At 54.8% G+C, this 14,798-nt stretch carries 13 protein-coding genes and 1 pseudogene; 12 read left to right on the forward strand and 2 right to left on the reverse strand.

The genetic code is table 11. The annotated features are described in order from the left end of the window. Nucleotides 1-69 precede the first annotated feature (69 nt). From ACR0DU_RS15880 to pdeM, 12 genes are all read left to right on the forward strand, one after another. Complete coding sequence (locus ACR0DU_RS15880; protein ID WP_480875865.1) at nt 70-1,476, forward strand: type II and III secretion system protein family protein; 1,407 nt, start codon at nt 70-72, stop codon at nt 1,474-1,476. A gap of 16 nt (nt 1,477-1,492) precedes the next feature. Beyond that, nucleotides 1,493-2,113: an OmpA family protein gene (locus ACR0DU_RS15885; protein WP_170473293.1), complete on the forward strand. Its 621-nt coding sequence runs from the start codon at nt 1,493-1,495 to the stop codon at nt 2,111-2,113. A 204-nt stretch (nt 2,114-2,317) separates the two neighbouring features. Next, nucleotides 2,318-3,553: an AAA family ATPase gene (locus ACR0DU_RS15890; RefSeq protein ID WP_170541618.1), complete on the forward strand. Its 1,236-nt coding sequence runs from the start codon at nt 2,318-2,320 to the stop codon at nt 3,551-3,553. Nucleotides 3,554-3,570: 17 nt separating this feature from the next. Then, nucleotides 3,571-5,010, forward strand: coding sequence for a TadA family conjugal transfer-associated ATPase (locus ACR0DU_RS15895; protein WP_480875867.1), 1,440 nt, complete (start codon nt 3,571-3,573; stop codon nt 5,008-5,010). A 12-nt stretch (nt 5,011-5,022) separates the two neighbouring features. Then, nucleotides 5,023-5,991, forward strand: coding sequence for a type II secretion system F family protein (locus ACR0DU_RS15900; protein WP_480875869.1), 969 nt, complete (start codon nt 5,023-5,025; stop codon nt 5,989-5,991). Nucleotides 5,992-6,001: 10 nt separating this feature from the next. Continuing rightward, on the forward strand, nt 6,002-6,979 hold the full coding sequence (locus tag ACR0DU_RS15905) for a type II secretion system F family protein (RefSeq protein WP_480610513.1): 978 nt from the start codon (nt 6,002-6,004) through the stop codon (nt 6,977-6,979). Between the two features lie 70 nt (nt 6,980-7,049). Continuing rightward, a complete protein-coding gene (locus tag ACR0DU_RS15910; protein WP_480875871.1) occupies nt 7,050-7,592 on the forward strand; it encodes a tetratricopeptide repeat protein in 543 nt (180 codons plus the stop codon). Between the two features lie 11 nt (nt 7,593-7,603). Continuing rightward, a complete protein-coding gene (locus tag ACR0DU_RS15915; protein WP_170473309.1) occupies nt 7,604-8,455 on the forward strand; it encodes a tetratricopeptide repeat protein in 852 nt (283 codons plus the stop codon). Nucleotides 8,456-8,458: 3 nt separating this feature from the next. Next, nucleotides 8,459-9,004: a prepilin peptidase gene (locus ACR0DU_RS15920; RefSeq protein WP_170473313.1), complete on the forward strand. Its 546-nt coding sequence runs from the start codon at nt 8,459-8,461 to the stop codon at nt 9,002-9,004. A gap of 116 nt (nt 9,005-9,120) precedes the next feature. Then, entirely contained in the window at nt 9,121-10,428 is a 1,308-nt protein-coding gene (locus ACR0DU_RS15925) for an ATP-binding protein (RefSeq protein ID WP_010441649.1), read from the forward strand. 39 nt (nt 10,429-10,467) lie between these two features. Continuing rightward, nucleotides 10,468-12,879, forward strand: a complete 2,412-nt coding sequence (locus ACR0DU_RS15930) for a ligase-associated DNA damage response DEXH box helicase (protein WP_480875875.1) — start codon at nt 10,468-10,470, stop codon at nt 12,877-12,879. 41 nt (nt 12,880-12,920) lie between these two features. Continuing rightward, entirely contained in the window at nt 12,921-13,583 is a 663-nt protein-coding gene (gene pdeM / locus ACR0DU_RS15935; RefSeq protein WP_480875877.1) for a ligase-associated DNA damage response endonuclease PdeM, read from the forward strand. A gap of 3 nt (nt 13,584-13,586) precedes the next feature. On the opposite strand, the gene ACR0DU_RS15940 is transcribed toward pdeM, so the two are convergent. Next, the gene (locus ACR0DU_RS15940; protein ID WP_480875879.1) at nt 13,587-14,216 is read right to left on the reverse strand and encodes a LytTR family DNA-binding domain-containing protein; all 630 of its coding nucleotides are present in this window, start codon (nt 14,214-14,216) and stop codon (nt 13,587-13,589) included. A 325-nt stretch (nt 14,217-14,541) separates the two neighbouring features. After that, nucleotides 14,542-14,798 (reverse strand): annotated as a pseudogene (locus ACR0DU_RS15945) (bifunctional methylenetetrahydrofolate dehydrogenase/methenyltetrahydrofolate cyclohydrolase); the annotation flags it as partial.

The raw sequence follows: 14,798 nt of genomic DNA on the forward strand, positions 1-14,798 counted from the left end.
GGCGCAGGGTTCAGATCATAGGGCATTAGACCCATAAAAAATCGAGTGGTGATCGGAGAGGCAGGTCACATGACAATACGTTCCTGGATCAGCGCAACCCTGCTGGGGTTGTCGCTTGTTGTGAGCCCAATCGGCGATGCCGCGTGGGCCCAAAATCTTCGCGTGGTGAAAAAGGGGACAGCTGAATCGCTGGATGTTCCTGTTAACCGCGCAATTGTGGTGGAGAGTGAACAACCCTTTGCCGATATCAGCATTGCCAACGCAGGCATTGCAGACATTTCTACTCTGTCCGACCGGACAATATATGTATTGGGTCGCGCACCCGGCATAACCACGCTGACGATGTTCGATGGCGGTGGAAATCTGATCACAAACGTGCGTGTGCGCGTTTCGCCAGATGTCTCTGAGTTCAAAGAGCGGCTGCGTCAGATTCTGCCAAATGAGCCGATCGAAGTACGGACCGCAAATGACGGTATTGTTCTATCCGGTACGGTATCAAGCAGTGCAAGACTGGCACGTGCTCTTGAACTCGCCGAGCGCTACGCGCCTGAGCGCGTATCGAACTTGATGAATGTTGGTGGCGTACAGCAAGTCATGCTGAAAGTGCGATTCGCCGAAATGAACCGTTCGGTAGCGAAGAACCTGTCGGCATCTCTGGGCTTTGGCGGTGGAGACGCGACCGGCGGCTTCAACAGCTTGAACAACCAAGCATCACTTAACAACGCGTTGGCGAATAACATCCCGTTCGTGCAAACCAATACGGGTGCTATCTTGTTTGGGTTCGGCGCAGGTTCAACGCAGGTTCGCCTTCTGTTGGAAGCACTTGAAACCAAAGGCTTAGTCCGCAGTTTGGCCGAACCGAACCTTTCGGCACTATCCGGACAAGAGGCTGAATTTTTGGCCGGTGGCGAAGTGCCGATCCCTGTTCCGCAAGGTGACGGCGTGGTTGCGATCGAGTATCGGGCCTTCGGCGTTCAGCTCTTGTTCGTTCCTCGTGTTGTGGACGGCGACCGCATCAATCTGGAAATGGGCGCATCCGTATCGTCAATCGATCAGAGTTCCGATTTCACGATCAACGGCGACAACGTCCCGAGCTTCATCACGCGTACCACACGCACGACGATCGAGTTGAATGATGGTGAAAGCTTTGCGATTGCTGGTTTGATCCAGGATGACTTCACAGATCTGAACAGTCAGGTTCCGTGGTTGGGTGATGTGCCGGTTCTGGGCGCTCTTTTCCGCAGCGCTCAATATCAGCGCGAACAAAGCGAGCTGATCATTATTGTTACCGCACATCTGGTTTCGCCCACTCGTGGTGAGGCGCTTGCCCTGCCAACTGACCGGGTCAAACCACCCAGCGAGTTCGATCTGTTCGTGAATGGCAAAGTCGCCCGGACTGAACGAGCCGGAAGCGGTGCTGCATCGGAAGTGGCCAAGCAGGACTTTGGCGCCTCCTATGGCTATGTTCTGGATTGATAGGAGGATAGGACCAATGGAAAAGTGGATCTTGACACTGGGCCTTTCGGTTGCTGTCGCTGGCTGTACTCGCGAAGCTGGGTATGAAATCGATCAGGGCACTTTCGGAAACGCGACGCTGAATAACATTCAGGTCATGAATGGCGAGTTGACGTATGGCCAGATCCTGGCTCAGAGATTCGCCGCAGAGGTTCCGACGCAGATCAACTTTGCGTTTGATAGCGCACAGCTGGATGCATCAGCGCAGAAGATTCTGCTGCAGCAAGCCGCATGGATCAAACAGTTCCCCGAAGCGCGGTTCCGTGTTTACGGTCACACCGACGCTGTAGGTTCAACTGCTTATAACAACCGTCTGGGGCAACGCCGTGCCAATGCGGCGGTGGCATTCCTAACGCGGCAAGGGATCTCGCGATCACGACTGGAAGCTGTTGTTTCGTTTGGGAAATCCCGCCCTCTTGTGGCGACTCCGGATCGGGATCGTCGTAACCGTAGGACGGTTACCGAGGTTTCAGGATTTGTTGATAGTCACAAGAATATCCTGGATGGGAAATACGCTGACGTTATCTACCGCGAGTATATCTCAAGCGCGGCCCCGGTCAGCTTCATCCAAATCGGTGAAGGCGAATCCGGTGAATAATAATACCTAAGAAATGGGCGGCATTGTCGCCCATTTCCCTACAATTGGTTCTTTTGCGCCCAATTCTCGCCCCACTTCCAAGCAACATTGTGAACAATAGGGTGACCTGCGGCCAAAATTGACCGCATCGGGCGACAGCAAGCTAGAACTGACCTTTCACGCGTTCATCAGGTTTGCTCAGCCCTCTCGACGAGGATTGTGTTTATGACGAGCGCGACGCCGCAAGATGAAAACGACGCCATTCTGGCCTGCACGATTAGCCGTGATGTCCAGAATTTCGATCTGTTGATCGAAGATATGGAAGCCGCGCTAGGAGAACGCTGGGGGGATCTGGGGTTTGCCGAGGCACTCGCGTTCTTTAGCCAGCCCGAAGCAGAATCGCTTCAGTTTGTTGCCCTGGCACTGGATGGTGATGACGAAGACAACCTGACCATGATGGGTGAAATCATCACGCGTGCCAAGGAAAAGGGCATAAAGGTTGTTTTGATCGCAGAAGATGTGACTCCGGCTTCCCTGCATCAACTTTTGCGTAAGGGTGCTGATGAGTTTGTCCCCTACCCGCTTCCCGAAAACGAACTTCAGGAAGCGATTGATCGGATGAACAAGCCCGACCCGGTCACAGCACCACAAGCCGCAGCAGTGCCGCTGGCCAATGGTGCGTCGAAAGAGGGCGCGCTGTTCGTGGTCCAGGGGCTCGCAGGCGGGGTCGGCTCTACGACGATGGCCGTAAACCTTGCGTGGGAACTGGCTACAGTTTCAGCCAAGGAAGCACCCAAAGTGTGCCTGATCGATCTGGATCTTCAATATGGCAGCGTTTCTACGTTTTTGGACCTGCCGCGTCACGAGGCCGTATTCGAAATGCTCTCGGACACTGATTCCATGGACGAGGAATCCTTCGGGCAAGCCCTGCAAACATTCGAAGACAAGCTGCAGGTCCTAACCGCTCCGTCCGATATGGTTCCACTGGATATTATCAACCCTGAGGATATCCAGCGGGTGATCGATACAGCACGCAGCCACTTCGACTACGTCGTGATCGACATGCCCAAAACACTGGTTCACTGGTCCGAAACGGTGCTGCAGGCGGCGCATGTCTATTTTGCTTTGATCGAACTCGATATGCGATCGGCTCAGAACGCGTTGCGCTTGAAACGGGCTTTGCAGGCCGAAGAACTGCCTTTTAACAAGTTGCGGTTTGCCATGAACAGGGCACCGAAATTCACCGACCTCAACGGAAAAGGCCGGGTCAAACGTATGGGCGAAAGCCTGGGCATTTCGATCGACTTGCTTCTACCTGATGGTGGCAAGGCAGTCATGCAAAGCGGTGATCACGGCCTGCCATTGGCAAATTCGGCGGCCAAGAATCCGCTACGTCGCGAGATCGCCAAACTTGCTCAATCGCTTCATAGCCTAGGCAGCAGCGACGCTGAAGCCGCATAATTCAAAGGGGAGCTGCCGTGTTTTCAAGATATAAGAAACAGCCTTCGGCGCAGCCGGTTCAAACCCCGGCGCCTGAAAAAGCTGAGACCGCAACGCCAGCCGCGGCGGCGGCCTCGACCAATGTCGTACGCAAGCCGGTGCAAAAAAAGGCGGCGGAGGTCACCGTCAACGACAAAGAGCGCAAGCGCAAAGAGCGTTTGGGTGAGATCAAGCTGGAACTGCACCGTGAACTGCTTGAAAACCTAAACCTTGCGGCGCTTGAGAAAGCAGCAGAGGCCGAGTTACGGGCTGAGATCAGTGCAATTTCAAGCGAAGTTCTGGAATCGCGCAATATTGTATTGAACCGTGAGGACCGCACTCAGCTCAACAAGGAACTTTATGATGAAGTCACCGGCCTGGGGCCGCTGGAAACCTTGCTGCAGGACGATACGGTCAACGATATTCTGGTAAACGGCCCTCAGCAGATTTTCGTCGAGCGAGCGGGCAAACTGGAAATCAGCGACATCACTTTCAAGGATGAAAAGCACCTGATGCGGATCATCGACAAGATCGTGTCTGCTGTTGGCCGTCGTGTCGATGAATCCAACCCTTACGTTGACGCCCGTTTGGCAGACGGCTCGCGTTTCAACGCAATGGTGCCGCCGATTGCAGTTGATGGCTCGCTGGTTTCGATTCGTAAGTTCAAGAAGGACAAGCTGGGCATTGACGATCTTGTCAATTTTGGCGCCTTCACGGAAGAAATGGCCGCCTATTTGCAGGCCGCGGTTTCAACGCGCCTGAATATCATCGTTTCGGGTGGTACGGGTTCCGGTAAGACGACAACGCTCAACGCGCTTTCCAGCTTTATCGACGACGCCGAACGCATCCTAACCATCGAGGATACGGCGGAACTTCAGCTACAACAGACCCATGTGGGCCGGATGGAAAGCCGCCCGCCCAACGTGGAAGGCAAGGGTGAGGTCAGCCCGCGGGACTGTCTGAAAAACGCCCTACGTATGCGCCCCGACCGCATCATCGTGGGCGAGACGCGTGGTGCCGAGGTGATCGACATGTTGCAGGCCATGAACACAGGCCACGACGGATCAATGACCACGATCCACGCCAACTCTGCCCGCGACGGTATCTCACGTCTTGAGAACATGATCGCGATGGCTGGAATCGAAATGCCGATCAAAGCCGTCCGCAGCCAGATCTCATCGGCTGTGAACCTGATTGTTCAAGCCAGCCGTCTACAGGACGGTTCACGTCGCATGACTTCCATCACTGAGATTACTGGGATGGAAGGTGACGTGATTTCCCTACAGGAACTCTTTAAATTTCAACGTGTTGGCTTGACCCCTGATAACAAAATCATCGGCCATTTCACTGCGACAGGCGTTCGGAGCAACTTTTCAGAGCGGTTCCGCCTGTGGGGTTTCGATCTACCCGCTTCGATCTACGACCCGACCACGATGTAGGAGAACCAAGATATGCAACTGCCTGTCGAGGCGCTCATCTATGTCGTGATTTTCGTCGGGGTTTTTGCCCTGGTCGAAGGTATCTATCTTGTCGCCTTTGGAAAATCGATCAGTCTGAACAGCCGTGTCAATCGCAGGCTGGATATGATCGACAAGGGTGTCGGTCGCGAACAGGTGCTGGAACAACTGCGCAAGGAAATGCAGCAGCATATGAAGTCGCAGAGCATCCCGCTCTATTCGCTTCTTGCAGACAAAGCCCAAAAAGCCGCAATCGCCTTCTCGCCCAGACAGCTGATCATGATCATGGCGCTGGTTTCTGGTTTGGTCTTCATGGCCCTCAGCGTGGCCACGGCGACCGAAATGACATTGCGGATCGCGCTTTCGGGTGCCATCGGTATTGGTGCTGTCTACACTTGGGTCAGCAACAAGGCCAAGAAACGCATGGCTTTGATCGAAGAACAATTACCGGATGCGGTTGAACTGATGGTGCGATCGCTTCGGGTCGGCAACCCGTTTGTTTCATCGATCCAGATCGTTGCCAGCGAAGTTGAGGACCCACTTGCGACGGAATTTGGCATCATCTCGGATGAATCTGCTTATGGCCGGGAAGTGGGTGAAGCGCTTAAGGACATGGCAGAACGGCTGGATATGCAGGATTTGCGCTTCCTAGCAGTGGCGGTTTCCATTCAGCAGCAGTCGGGGGGTAACCTTGCTGATATTCTCGCGGGCCTTGCGAAAGTGATCCGGGCCCGGTTCCGTTTGTTCCGTCGGGTGAATGCGATTACCGCTGAGGCAAAATGGTCAGGAAAGTTCCTGTCCGGCTTCCCTCTTGCATGCCTCATGTTCATTCTGGTCAAGGATCCGCATTACTACGATTCGGTGATGGATCATCCGCTGTTTATTCCAGCCTGTTTCTTTGTTGGCATCATGCTGACATTGAACCTGATCGTCATGAAAATCCTGACTGATATTAAGGTTTAGAGGTGCCGCCATGGAAATTCTGAGCCAGATCAATGAGCTGCTGAAAACTCATTTAGGCGAATTTGGCCCGCTGATTGTCGTTGGTATTCTGGGTTTGTTTATGATCCTGATCACCGTCCCTTTGATGCTGAATCAGCCTGAGGATCCACTTAAGAAGCTACAACGTTCAAACGCGGCGCCTAAGAAAAGTAAGAAAGAAAAGAAAGAACGCCTGAGAAACGCCAGCCGCAACGAGCAGCTTGAAAAATTTGCCAATTTCCTCGAACCCAAGGACGAGGAAGAATATTCGGCCGTTCAGCTCAAGCTGCGCCAAGCGGGCTATCAGTCAAAAGATGCCGTCCGATTCTATCACTTTTCGCAGTTTGCGTTGGGGATTGTCGGAATTCTGATCGGTATCTCACTGGTCACGGTTTTTGCAGGTGATCAGGAGTTTGACTCTACTCAACTCCTAATTCGCGTTTTGGGGCCTGGACTGGTCGGATACTTCATACCCAAGTACTGGATCACACGACGCGTAGAGGAACGGAAGGAGGCCATCGTCAACGGTTTCCCGGACACGCTTGACCTGATGCTTGTTTGCGTCGAAGCCGGCCAATCGCTTGATCAAGCCATCGTTCGGGTCGCAGCGGAAATGAAAGCCTCCTATCCCGACATTGCGCTTGAATTTGAAGTCGTCGCCTATGAAATGAAGGCTGGTAAAGAAAAGGATACGGTCCTGCGCGATTTTGCCAGGCGTTGCGGAGTTCAGGACGTTAGCGCATTTGTGACTGTTATGATCCAGTCAGCCACCTTTGGTACATCGATCGCGGAAGCTCTGCGGGTTTACGCCGACGAAATGCGCGACAAGCGCGTTATGCGCGCCGAAGAAGCCGCGAACAAGTTGCCAACCAAAATGACACTCGCCACAATGATGTTGACCGTCCCCCCCCTTCTGGTCATTCTTGTTGGCCCTTCGGCAAAAGGTATCATGGAGTTTGGAAGCCAATAACGCTCACCTTCTGCGTGATAAGGTTCTCAAGCCTTTCGGTTTGCACCTGCGTCATCTCTTTAGGGCCGCCATGGTTATTGCCATGGTGGCCTCTTGCACTGATACGCGTTCTCCGGATGATCCATTTGCGCCTGGGATTGACCCCGATGGCCCGGCTGTGGATGAAATCGCTATCGGCAATCGCCTGATGGCGGCAGGCGAGTACGAGCTTGCGATGGAATCCTTCACCCGGGCGGCGCTGACAGAGGGAATGACTCCCGAGATCCTGACTTCGCTCGGCACCGCCAATCTGGGCTTACGCCGGATCGGACAAGCCGAACCCCTGCTACGCCGAGCAGTGGAGGATGATCCCGATTGGCCGGTCGCCTGGAATAATCTTGGTGTATTCCTGATGGAGACGGGCGAATACGCCGAAGCAGTACAGGTTTTCCGCCGTGCTTTTGCGTTAGACAATGGCGAAAGTGACGCAATCCGTGACAATTTGCGGTTAGCACTCGCAAAAATAGAAAATCCTGCTAATAATACCCCACAAGAACAAGAATTTGAGCTGGAGCAGCGCGGCGACGGGCAATTCGTTCTGCGCAAAAACCCGGCAATAGAGGCAGAGCAGTAAAGGACGCAAAAATGCGCCATCCCTTTTTGATTCCAACGATGCTTGCGTGCGGGCTGGTTTTGACCGCTTGCGCAAAAGAAACCGAAGAGGAAAAAGTCGAACGTACATTTCAGGAAGTAAACGTTATTGACGAGACCAACCTGAATGACGTGATGCTGAATGCAGCTGATCCAAATGAAGCCGTCACTTATTTTCAGGGTGCGGCCGCCAAGAACCCGGACCGGATCGATCTTCAGCGTGGTCTTGCGATTACCCTGACCCGCGCCAAGCGCAACACCGAGGCATCAGCGGCATGGAAACGTGTGCTCGGGATGAAAGGTGCAAACAACGCCGACCGGGTTGAATATGCAGATGCGCAAGTGCGAAGCGGAAATTGGGACGGTGCAAAGGCAACACTCGACAAAATCCCGCCCACCTATGAGACGTTCAAGCGCTATCGGCTTGAGGCGCTGGTGGCAGACTCCAGAAAAGACTGGAAACGCTCAGACCATTATTATGAAACCGCCGTTGGCCTGACTACGCGACCGGCGGGTGTCATGAATAACTGGGGCTACTCCAAAATGGCACGCGGGCAATATGCCGAAGCTGAACGTCTGTTCACCGAAGCCATTCAACAGGACAACGCGCTATTTACCGCGAAGAACAATCTGGTTCTGGCGCGCAGTGCACAAGGCAATTACAGCGTTCCGGTTGTCCCGATGTCTCAGACCGAACGGGCGATGTTGCTGAATACGATGGCTATTTCGGCAGTTAAACAAGGCGATGTAAACCTCGCCAAGAACCTGTATCGCGAGGCAATCGCCACGCATCCCCAGCATTATGACGAAGCCGTTCGTTCGCTTCGGGCACTCGAGGACGCCTGATCCATGCACATACCAGCGGCAGCGGCAGCGTGGTTCTTACCATTTGTCCTGCCGATCTGTTTCTACGTTGCCTTCACCGATATGCGTGAGATGCGGATCAAGAACCATGCGGTCATGGCACTGTTGGTGGTTTTTCTCGTTGTCGGCCTTTTCGTTTTGCCGCCATGGTCGGGCGAATGGCTACCCGGCACTTTTGGTCCGGTCACTGTCAAGCTGCCTTTATACGCCTGGCAGCTGCTTCACATAGTCGTTGTTCTGATCGTCGGCATCGTATTGAACGCTGCTGGAATTATGGGAGCTGGTGACGCCAAATTCTGCGCTGCCGCCGCTGCTTTTGTCTGGGCCAGTGATTTCATGTGGGTATTCATAATTCTGTCTGCCACGCTGCTAGGGGCTTTTTGTTCCCACCGGTTAGCGAAACACACCCGACTGCGCCAGATAGCTCCGCATTGGGACAGTTGGGATCGCGGTAAACAGTTTCCAATGGGTCTGACGCTTGCAGGTAGCCTCGTGGCTTACCTGATTTTGGGCATAATCCACGGTTCGTGAACAATCATGACCGCGCCTTGCCCGCGCCTTGGTCCTGCCACAAAGACGCGTCAAATTTTCCCTAAACGGCCCTGCATGGGGCCTTTGGTGTGATAATTGACAGACGAGTCCCGCTTATGAACATGCAGACGTCCTCCGTTATGGCCCCCCCTGCCCCTAAGGGGTTGGCTGAAATGCAGCTTCCGCTGGTGATGATGCGTGACATTCTGCTGAAAACGATCTTTCGCAAGAACGTGGATACGGTAAGCGAGGTTGCCGCGGCGGTATGCCTGCCCGGCTCGGTGACGCAGGAACTGATCGATATCGCACGGGAACAGAAACTGATGGAGGCGACAGGCACACTGAACGCCAACTCGGGCAACGAGATGGGGTATCAGTTAACCGATGCAGGAAAGGCCCGTGCATTGGACGCGCTTAGCCAATCGGAGTATTTCGGCGCGATGCCGGTGCCACTGGACGTCTATCGCGAACAGGTCAAGCGTCAGTCGATCCGCAACATTCAGGTCACCCGTGATCAATTGACTGGTGCTATGGGTCATCTGGTTCTACCCGACAGCCTGCTGGACCACTTGGGCCCCGCGGTTAGCGCTGGCCGGTCGATCCTGATGTATGGCCCTCCGGGCAATGGTAAGTCCTCAATCTCGAACGGAATTCGGGACGCGCTGGGTGACAATGTCTATGTCCCGCGCGCCATCGAATATTCGGGACAGGTGATCACCGTATACGATCCGATTGTTCACACCGCGATTGAACAGGAAGAGGACGATCCCAACAGTTTGCGCCGCCGGAAACGGTTCGATACGCGTTATGTGCAATGCGAGCGCCCGACCGTGGTAACAGGCGGTGAACTGTCGCTGAGCATGTTGGACCTCGTTTACAACCCCACTGCCCGGACTTATCAGGCACCGCTGCAGTTGAAATCGACCGGAGGCATTTTCATCGTGGACGACCTTGGGCGTCAGGCCGAACCCCCTCAGGCCCTGATCAACCGCTGGATCGTTCCGCTGGAAGAAAGCAAGGATATCCTCGGCCTGCAATCAGGTGAGAAGTTCGAAGTGCCCTTCGATACTCTGGTCATCTTTTCAACCAACTTCCATCCGAATGAAATCTTTGACCAAGCGGCTCTGCGCCGGATATTCTTCAAGATCAAAATTGATGGTCCGAACCAAGAGAACTTCCTCAAGATCTTCGCCATGGTCGCCCGCAAGCGCGGGATGCCCCTGGACGAAGCCGCTCTGGTACATTTGCTGAAGGTCAAATACCCGACGATCCAGAACATCTACGCGAATTATCAACCGATCTTCCTGATCGACCAGATGATCTCGATCTGCGAATTCGAAGGCATCCCCTATCAGATGAGCCCCGACTTGATCGACCGTGCCTGGGCGAACATGTTCGTCAAGGAAGAAAAGATCGTTCACTAACCCCCTGTCCTTCTGAACCCGGGCGGTTAATCTGCGGCCATGACGCAGATTCCCGCCCGGATTAGCGATTGGTTCGCCGCCAAAGGCTGGTCGATCCACCCGCATCAACAAGACATGTTCGACCAGGCACAGGAGCCGGCGACGCTGTTGATTGCCCCGACAGGCGGGGGCAAGACGATGGCCGGGTTCATGCCGTCCCTGTCCGAACTGGCCGACGGCGCGCATGATGGGCTGCATACGATCTATGTCTCACCACTCAAGGCGCTGGCCGCTGATATCCGCCGCAATCTGCGTGCCCCGGTGGAAGAGATCGGCTTGCCTATACGGATCGAAGACCGCACTGGCGATACGTCGGCCACGCAAAAGAAACGCCAGCGTGTAGATCCTCCACATATCCTACTGACCACACCAGAAAGCTTGGCGTTACTCACCTCCTACGAAGACGCGCCCCGTATGTTTGCAGGAGTCCAGCGCATCATCGTTGATGAGATTCATGCTTTGGCGGAAAGCAAACGGGGCGATCAATTGATGCTTGCACTGGCACAGTTGCAAGCGCTCTGCCCCGATTTGCGCCGTGTCGGCCTGTCTGCGACTGTGGAAGACCCAGAAGGCATCGCGCAGTTTCTGGCCCGGCATCCTGATCCTTGCAGAATAATTCAGGCCGATCCCGGCCCAGATCCCGATATCGCGATGCTTGAAACCAAAGAAATGCCCCCCTGGTCTGGTGGAGGCGCCGCCTATGCCATTCCGGCGGTGCTGGAGCAGGTTCGGCAGCATAGAACCACACTGATCTTCCACAACACGCGCGCTCAGGCCGAAATATTCTTTCATAATCTCTGGCTGGCAAATGATGAAAGTCTGCCAATCGGTATCCATCACGGCAGTCTGGACCGGCAGCAACGCGAAAGGGTTGAGGCCGCAATGGTACGCGGTGATCTGCGGGCCATCGTCTGCACGGGCAGCCTCGATCTGGGAATCGATTGGGGGGATGTGGATCTGGTGATCCAAATTGGCGCGCCAAAGAACGTCAAACGGCTGGTGCAGCGGATCGGACGGGCAAACCATCGTTATTATGCCCCCTCGAAGGCGTTGCTGGTCCCTGCCAACCGGTTTGAAGTGGTCGAATGTGTGGCTGCTCTGCAGGCCGTGCAAGAACATGACCTCGATGGTGATCCTCGTGGTGCGGGCCCTCGGGATGTGCTCTGCCAGCATATCCTGATCGCCGCTGCAGCGGGACCGTTCGAGACCGATGTGCTCTACACCGCGCTGACCTCGGCGGGGCCCTATGCCGGCCTCAGCAGACCCGAATTTGATTCCTGTCTGGATTTCTGCGCCACCGGCGGGTACGCCCTACGCGCCTATGACCGCTGGCAGCGGTTGCAGCAGCGATCAGATGGGCGCTGGCAATTGCGTGATCCACGAGCAGCGCAGCGTATCCGGATGAATCTAGGCACAATTCAGGACACTGACACGCTGAAGGTACGGTTGAAACGAAATCGCGGTGGCAAGCCACTTGGCGAGGTGGAAGAAGGGTTTGCTGCCTCGCTCACCCCCGGTGACACATTTCTGATCGGCGGCCAGATCGTCCGTTACGAAGGGCTGCGTGAAATGGTGGTTGAGGTCAGCCGCCGTGCCGACAAAAAACCCAAGATAGCGACCTTCTCTGGCACAAAATTCGCCACCTCCACTCAGCTTAGCGATCGCATTCTGCGTATGTTCGCGCAATCTGACTGGCCACACTTGCCCGCCCACACCGCCGATTGGCTGGCGTTGCAACGCGAGGTCTCGCGCCTACCGCAGCGCGATCGACTATTGATCGAAAGCTTCCCCGACAATGGGCGTGAACATATCTGTGTCTATGGCTTTGCAGGCCGAAATGCGCAGCAGACCCTAGGCTTGTTACTAACCAAACGTATGGAAGAGACCGGCCTTGCCCCACTGGGCTTTGTCGCTACCGACTATGCCACCTTGATCTGGGGCCTGGATGCGGTAACCGATCCACGCCCATTGTTTCAGATTGATGCGCTGCGCGAAGGGCTGGAAACGTGGTTGTCAAGCAATGCCGTGATGAAGCGCACGTTCCGCGCCTCGGCCACAATCGCAGGTCTGATCGAACGCAATGCCGGAGGGCAGCGCAAAAGCGGACGGCAAGCGACGTTTTCGTCAGACATCTTGTATGACACTCTGCTGAAATACGACCCCGACCATCTTTTGATGCAGATCACCCGCGAAGAAGCCATGCGCGGATTGGTTGATTTCGGGCGGATCGAAGCGATGGTCGCGCGGATCAATGACCGCATCGATCTTCTGCGGCTGGATCGCGTTTCTCCATTGGCTGCGCCGCTCTTTTTGGAAATGGGAAAAGTGCCAGTCAAAGGTGAGGCAGAAGAACGCCTTCTGGCCGAAGAGAGTGCCCGCTTGCTGCAAGCTGCAGGGATGCAATCACCGTGAAACCTCTTGCGCCGTCCGTCGAAACAAGCAAAGAACGGACCATGAACAACGTCGAGTTTTCCTTTGCGGGTCACCAACTGCGCGCACTAGGTTCCGGGGCGCTTTGGTGGCCCGATCAACGCCTGCTTTGCGTATCTGATCTGCATCTGGGCAAGTCGGAACGCATCGCCCGAAGGGGCGGTTCTTCGCTCCCCCCTTACGATACACGCGAGACTTTGACACGGCTGGAAGGTGACTTGTCATATACAAAGGCCACGTCAGTAATTTGTCTGGGAGACAGCTTTGATGACTTGGACGCGTCAACCGCATTGACAGCTGAGGACAGGCTTCGGATTACGACGTTGCAAGCAGGTCGGAACTGGATCTGGATCGAAGGCAATCATGACCCCGGTCCGGTTGAAATTGGTGGTACGCATCTATCCGAATGGATTTGCAGCGGCCTCACTTTTCGCCATATAGCCCAACCAGATGCAATGGCTGAGATTTCCGGCCACTATCATCCCAAGGCAAGTTTGAATATTCGGGGGCGCTCGATCTCTCGGCCTGCGTTCCTTTTGGATCATGCCCGACTAATCCTGCCCGCCTATGGGACCTATACCGGCGGGTTGCGCAGCACAGACCAAACACTGACAAGGATCATGGGCTCCGATGCCCGGGCAATCTTGACTGGGAATCAGCCCCAGAAAATTCCAATGCCGCGATGACCCTTATAACAGCCCGTCATCCACAAGATGCTGCTTGTATTTCCGGCTAACAGGTACTTGGTCGCCGTTCCTCAAACGCAGGTAGGTTTTCCCCGCCTCTTTCTTTACCCCAACAATTGTGGAATCCACCACCCAATGTGATCGATGTGTGCAATGCCCAGGAACCGGCTCCATCTCAGCTATCGCATCTGTAAATCGCGAGCGGATGGTAAATATCCCTTCTGAGGTCACGACATCAACGCTGTGATCACGCACGGTCAGCCGGTAGATCTCCCCCTCGAAACCAGATGGCAATCGATGGCAGAGCCGTGGTCGAGGTTCTTCCACTGCTTCATCTGGATCGCCCCATTGACGAACAAGTAATAGCCCCGTTGCAAACAGAAGCCCATAAGGGACGACCTTCAACAGGTCTGGAGCCATCCGTCCATTCAATGAGAACAGAATCCACGTCAGAAACCACAAAGATGGGGCAAACAACAACAGGATCAGCGCAGCAAAAGCAAAATCCCGGAACAACGATCCCGATAAACTCAGTTTTGTGCGCACAAGTTGCCCCGCAGCCCATGTTGCAACCAGTGCCAGTAGCATTACACCAGTCCAGAACAACAACCGCTGTGAATATGAAAGTGTCATGTCTCGAAATGGTGCGAACGAATAGGCAAGCAATGGAACAAAAACTAGGCCGGCCACTACACGTTGAAGACTGCAAAACGAGATGATCGGACTTAGTTTGGACTTCATACCAAGCAACACACCTTCTTAGCCTGCACCAAAAACATAAAACGGAAGGTAGTCTAACCTCACAACCACTTGGATTAGAAGGCTTATCACGGGTTAACGCGGGGTCAAGTTAACAAATCCCCATACCTACTAATAATTCCTGGAGAACAAAAAACCGGAGAGCGCGCAGGCTCTCCGGCTAATCAGATCATACCCAAATAGGTCTTTGTGTCGGGTATTATGCTGTCAGGCCTTCGGGTTCTGGCAGGCCATTCGCCCGGCACGCGGCGGTCAGTGTATTGGCCAGCAGGCAGGCGATCGTCATCGGGCCTACGCCACCGGGTACCGGAGTGATTGCACCTGCGCGTTCGGCCGCGCTGGCATAGTCCACATCACCGACCAGCTTGTTCTTGCCGTCACGTTCGATCCGGTTGATGCCCACGTCGATTACGGTCGCGCCTTCCTTGATCCAGTCACCCGGCACCATCTCGGGGC

It is taken from the genome of Ruegeria sp. G2, assembly GCF_056533505.1.

Coding starts and splice junctions, on each gene's coding strand:
- ACR0DU_RS15905 (WP_480610513.1), top strand. CDS start 6,002: ATGGAAATTCTGAGCCAGATCAATGAGCTGCTGAAAACTCATTTAGGC.
- ACR0DU_RS15910 (WP_480875871.1), top strand. CDS start 7,050: ATGGTTATTGCCATGGTGGCCTCTTGCACTGATACGCGTTCTCCGGAT.
- ACR0DU_RS15900 (WP_480875869.1), top strand. CDS start 5,023: ATGCAACTGCCTGTCGAGGCGCTCATCTATGTCGTGATTTTCGTCGGG.
- ACR0DU_RS15920 (WP_170473313.1), top strand. CDS start 8,459: ATGCACATACCAGCGGCAGCGGCAGCGTGGTTCTTACCATTTGTCCTG.
- ACR0DU_RS15890 (WP_170541618.1), top strand. CDS start 2,318: ATGACGAGCGCGACGCCGCAAGATGAAAACGACGCCATTCTGGCCTGC.
- pdeM (WP_480875877.1), top strand. CDS start 12,921: ATGAACAACGTCGAGTTTTCCTTTGCGGGTCACCAACTGCGCGCACTA.
- ACR0DU_RS15885 (WP_170473293.1), top strand. CDS start 1,493: ATGGAAAAGTGGATCTTGACACTGGGCCTTTCGGTTGCTGTCGCTGGC.
- ACR0DU_RS15930 (WP_480875875.1), top strand. CDS start 10,468: ATGACGCAGATTCCCGCCCGGATTAGCGATTGGTTCGCCGCCAAAGGC.
- ACR0DU_RS15940 (WP_480875879.1), bottom strand. CDS start 14,216: ATGACACTTTCATATTCACAGCGGTTGTTGTTCTGGACTGGTGTAATG.
- ACR0DU_RS15880 (WP_480875865.1), top strand. CDS start 70: ATGACAATACGTTCCTGGATCAGCGCAACCCTGCTGGGGTTGTCGCTT.
- ACR0DU_RS15925 (WP_010441649.1), top strand. CDS start 9,121: ATGAACATGCAGACGTCCTCCGTTATGGCCCCCCCTGCCCCTAAGGGG.
- ACR0DU_RS15915 (WP_170473309.1), top strand. CDS start 7,604: ATGCGCCATCCCTTTTTGATTCCAACGATGCTTGCGTGCGGGCTGGTT.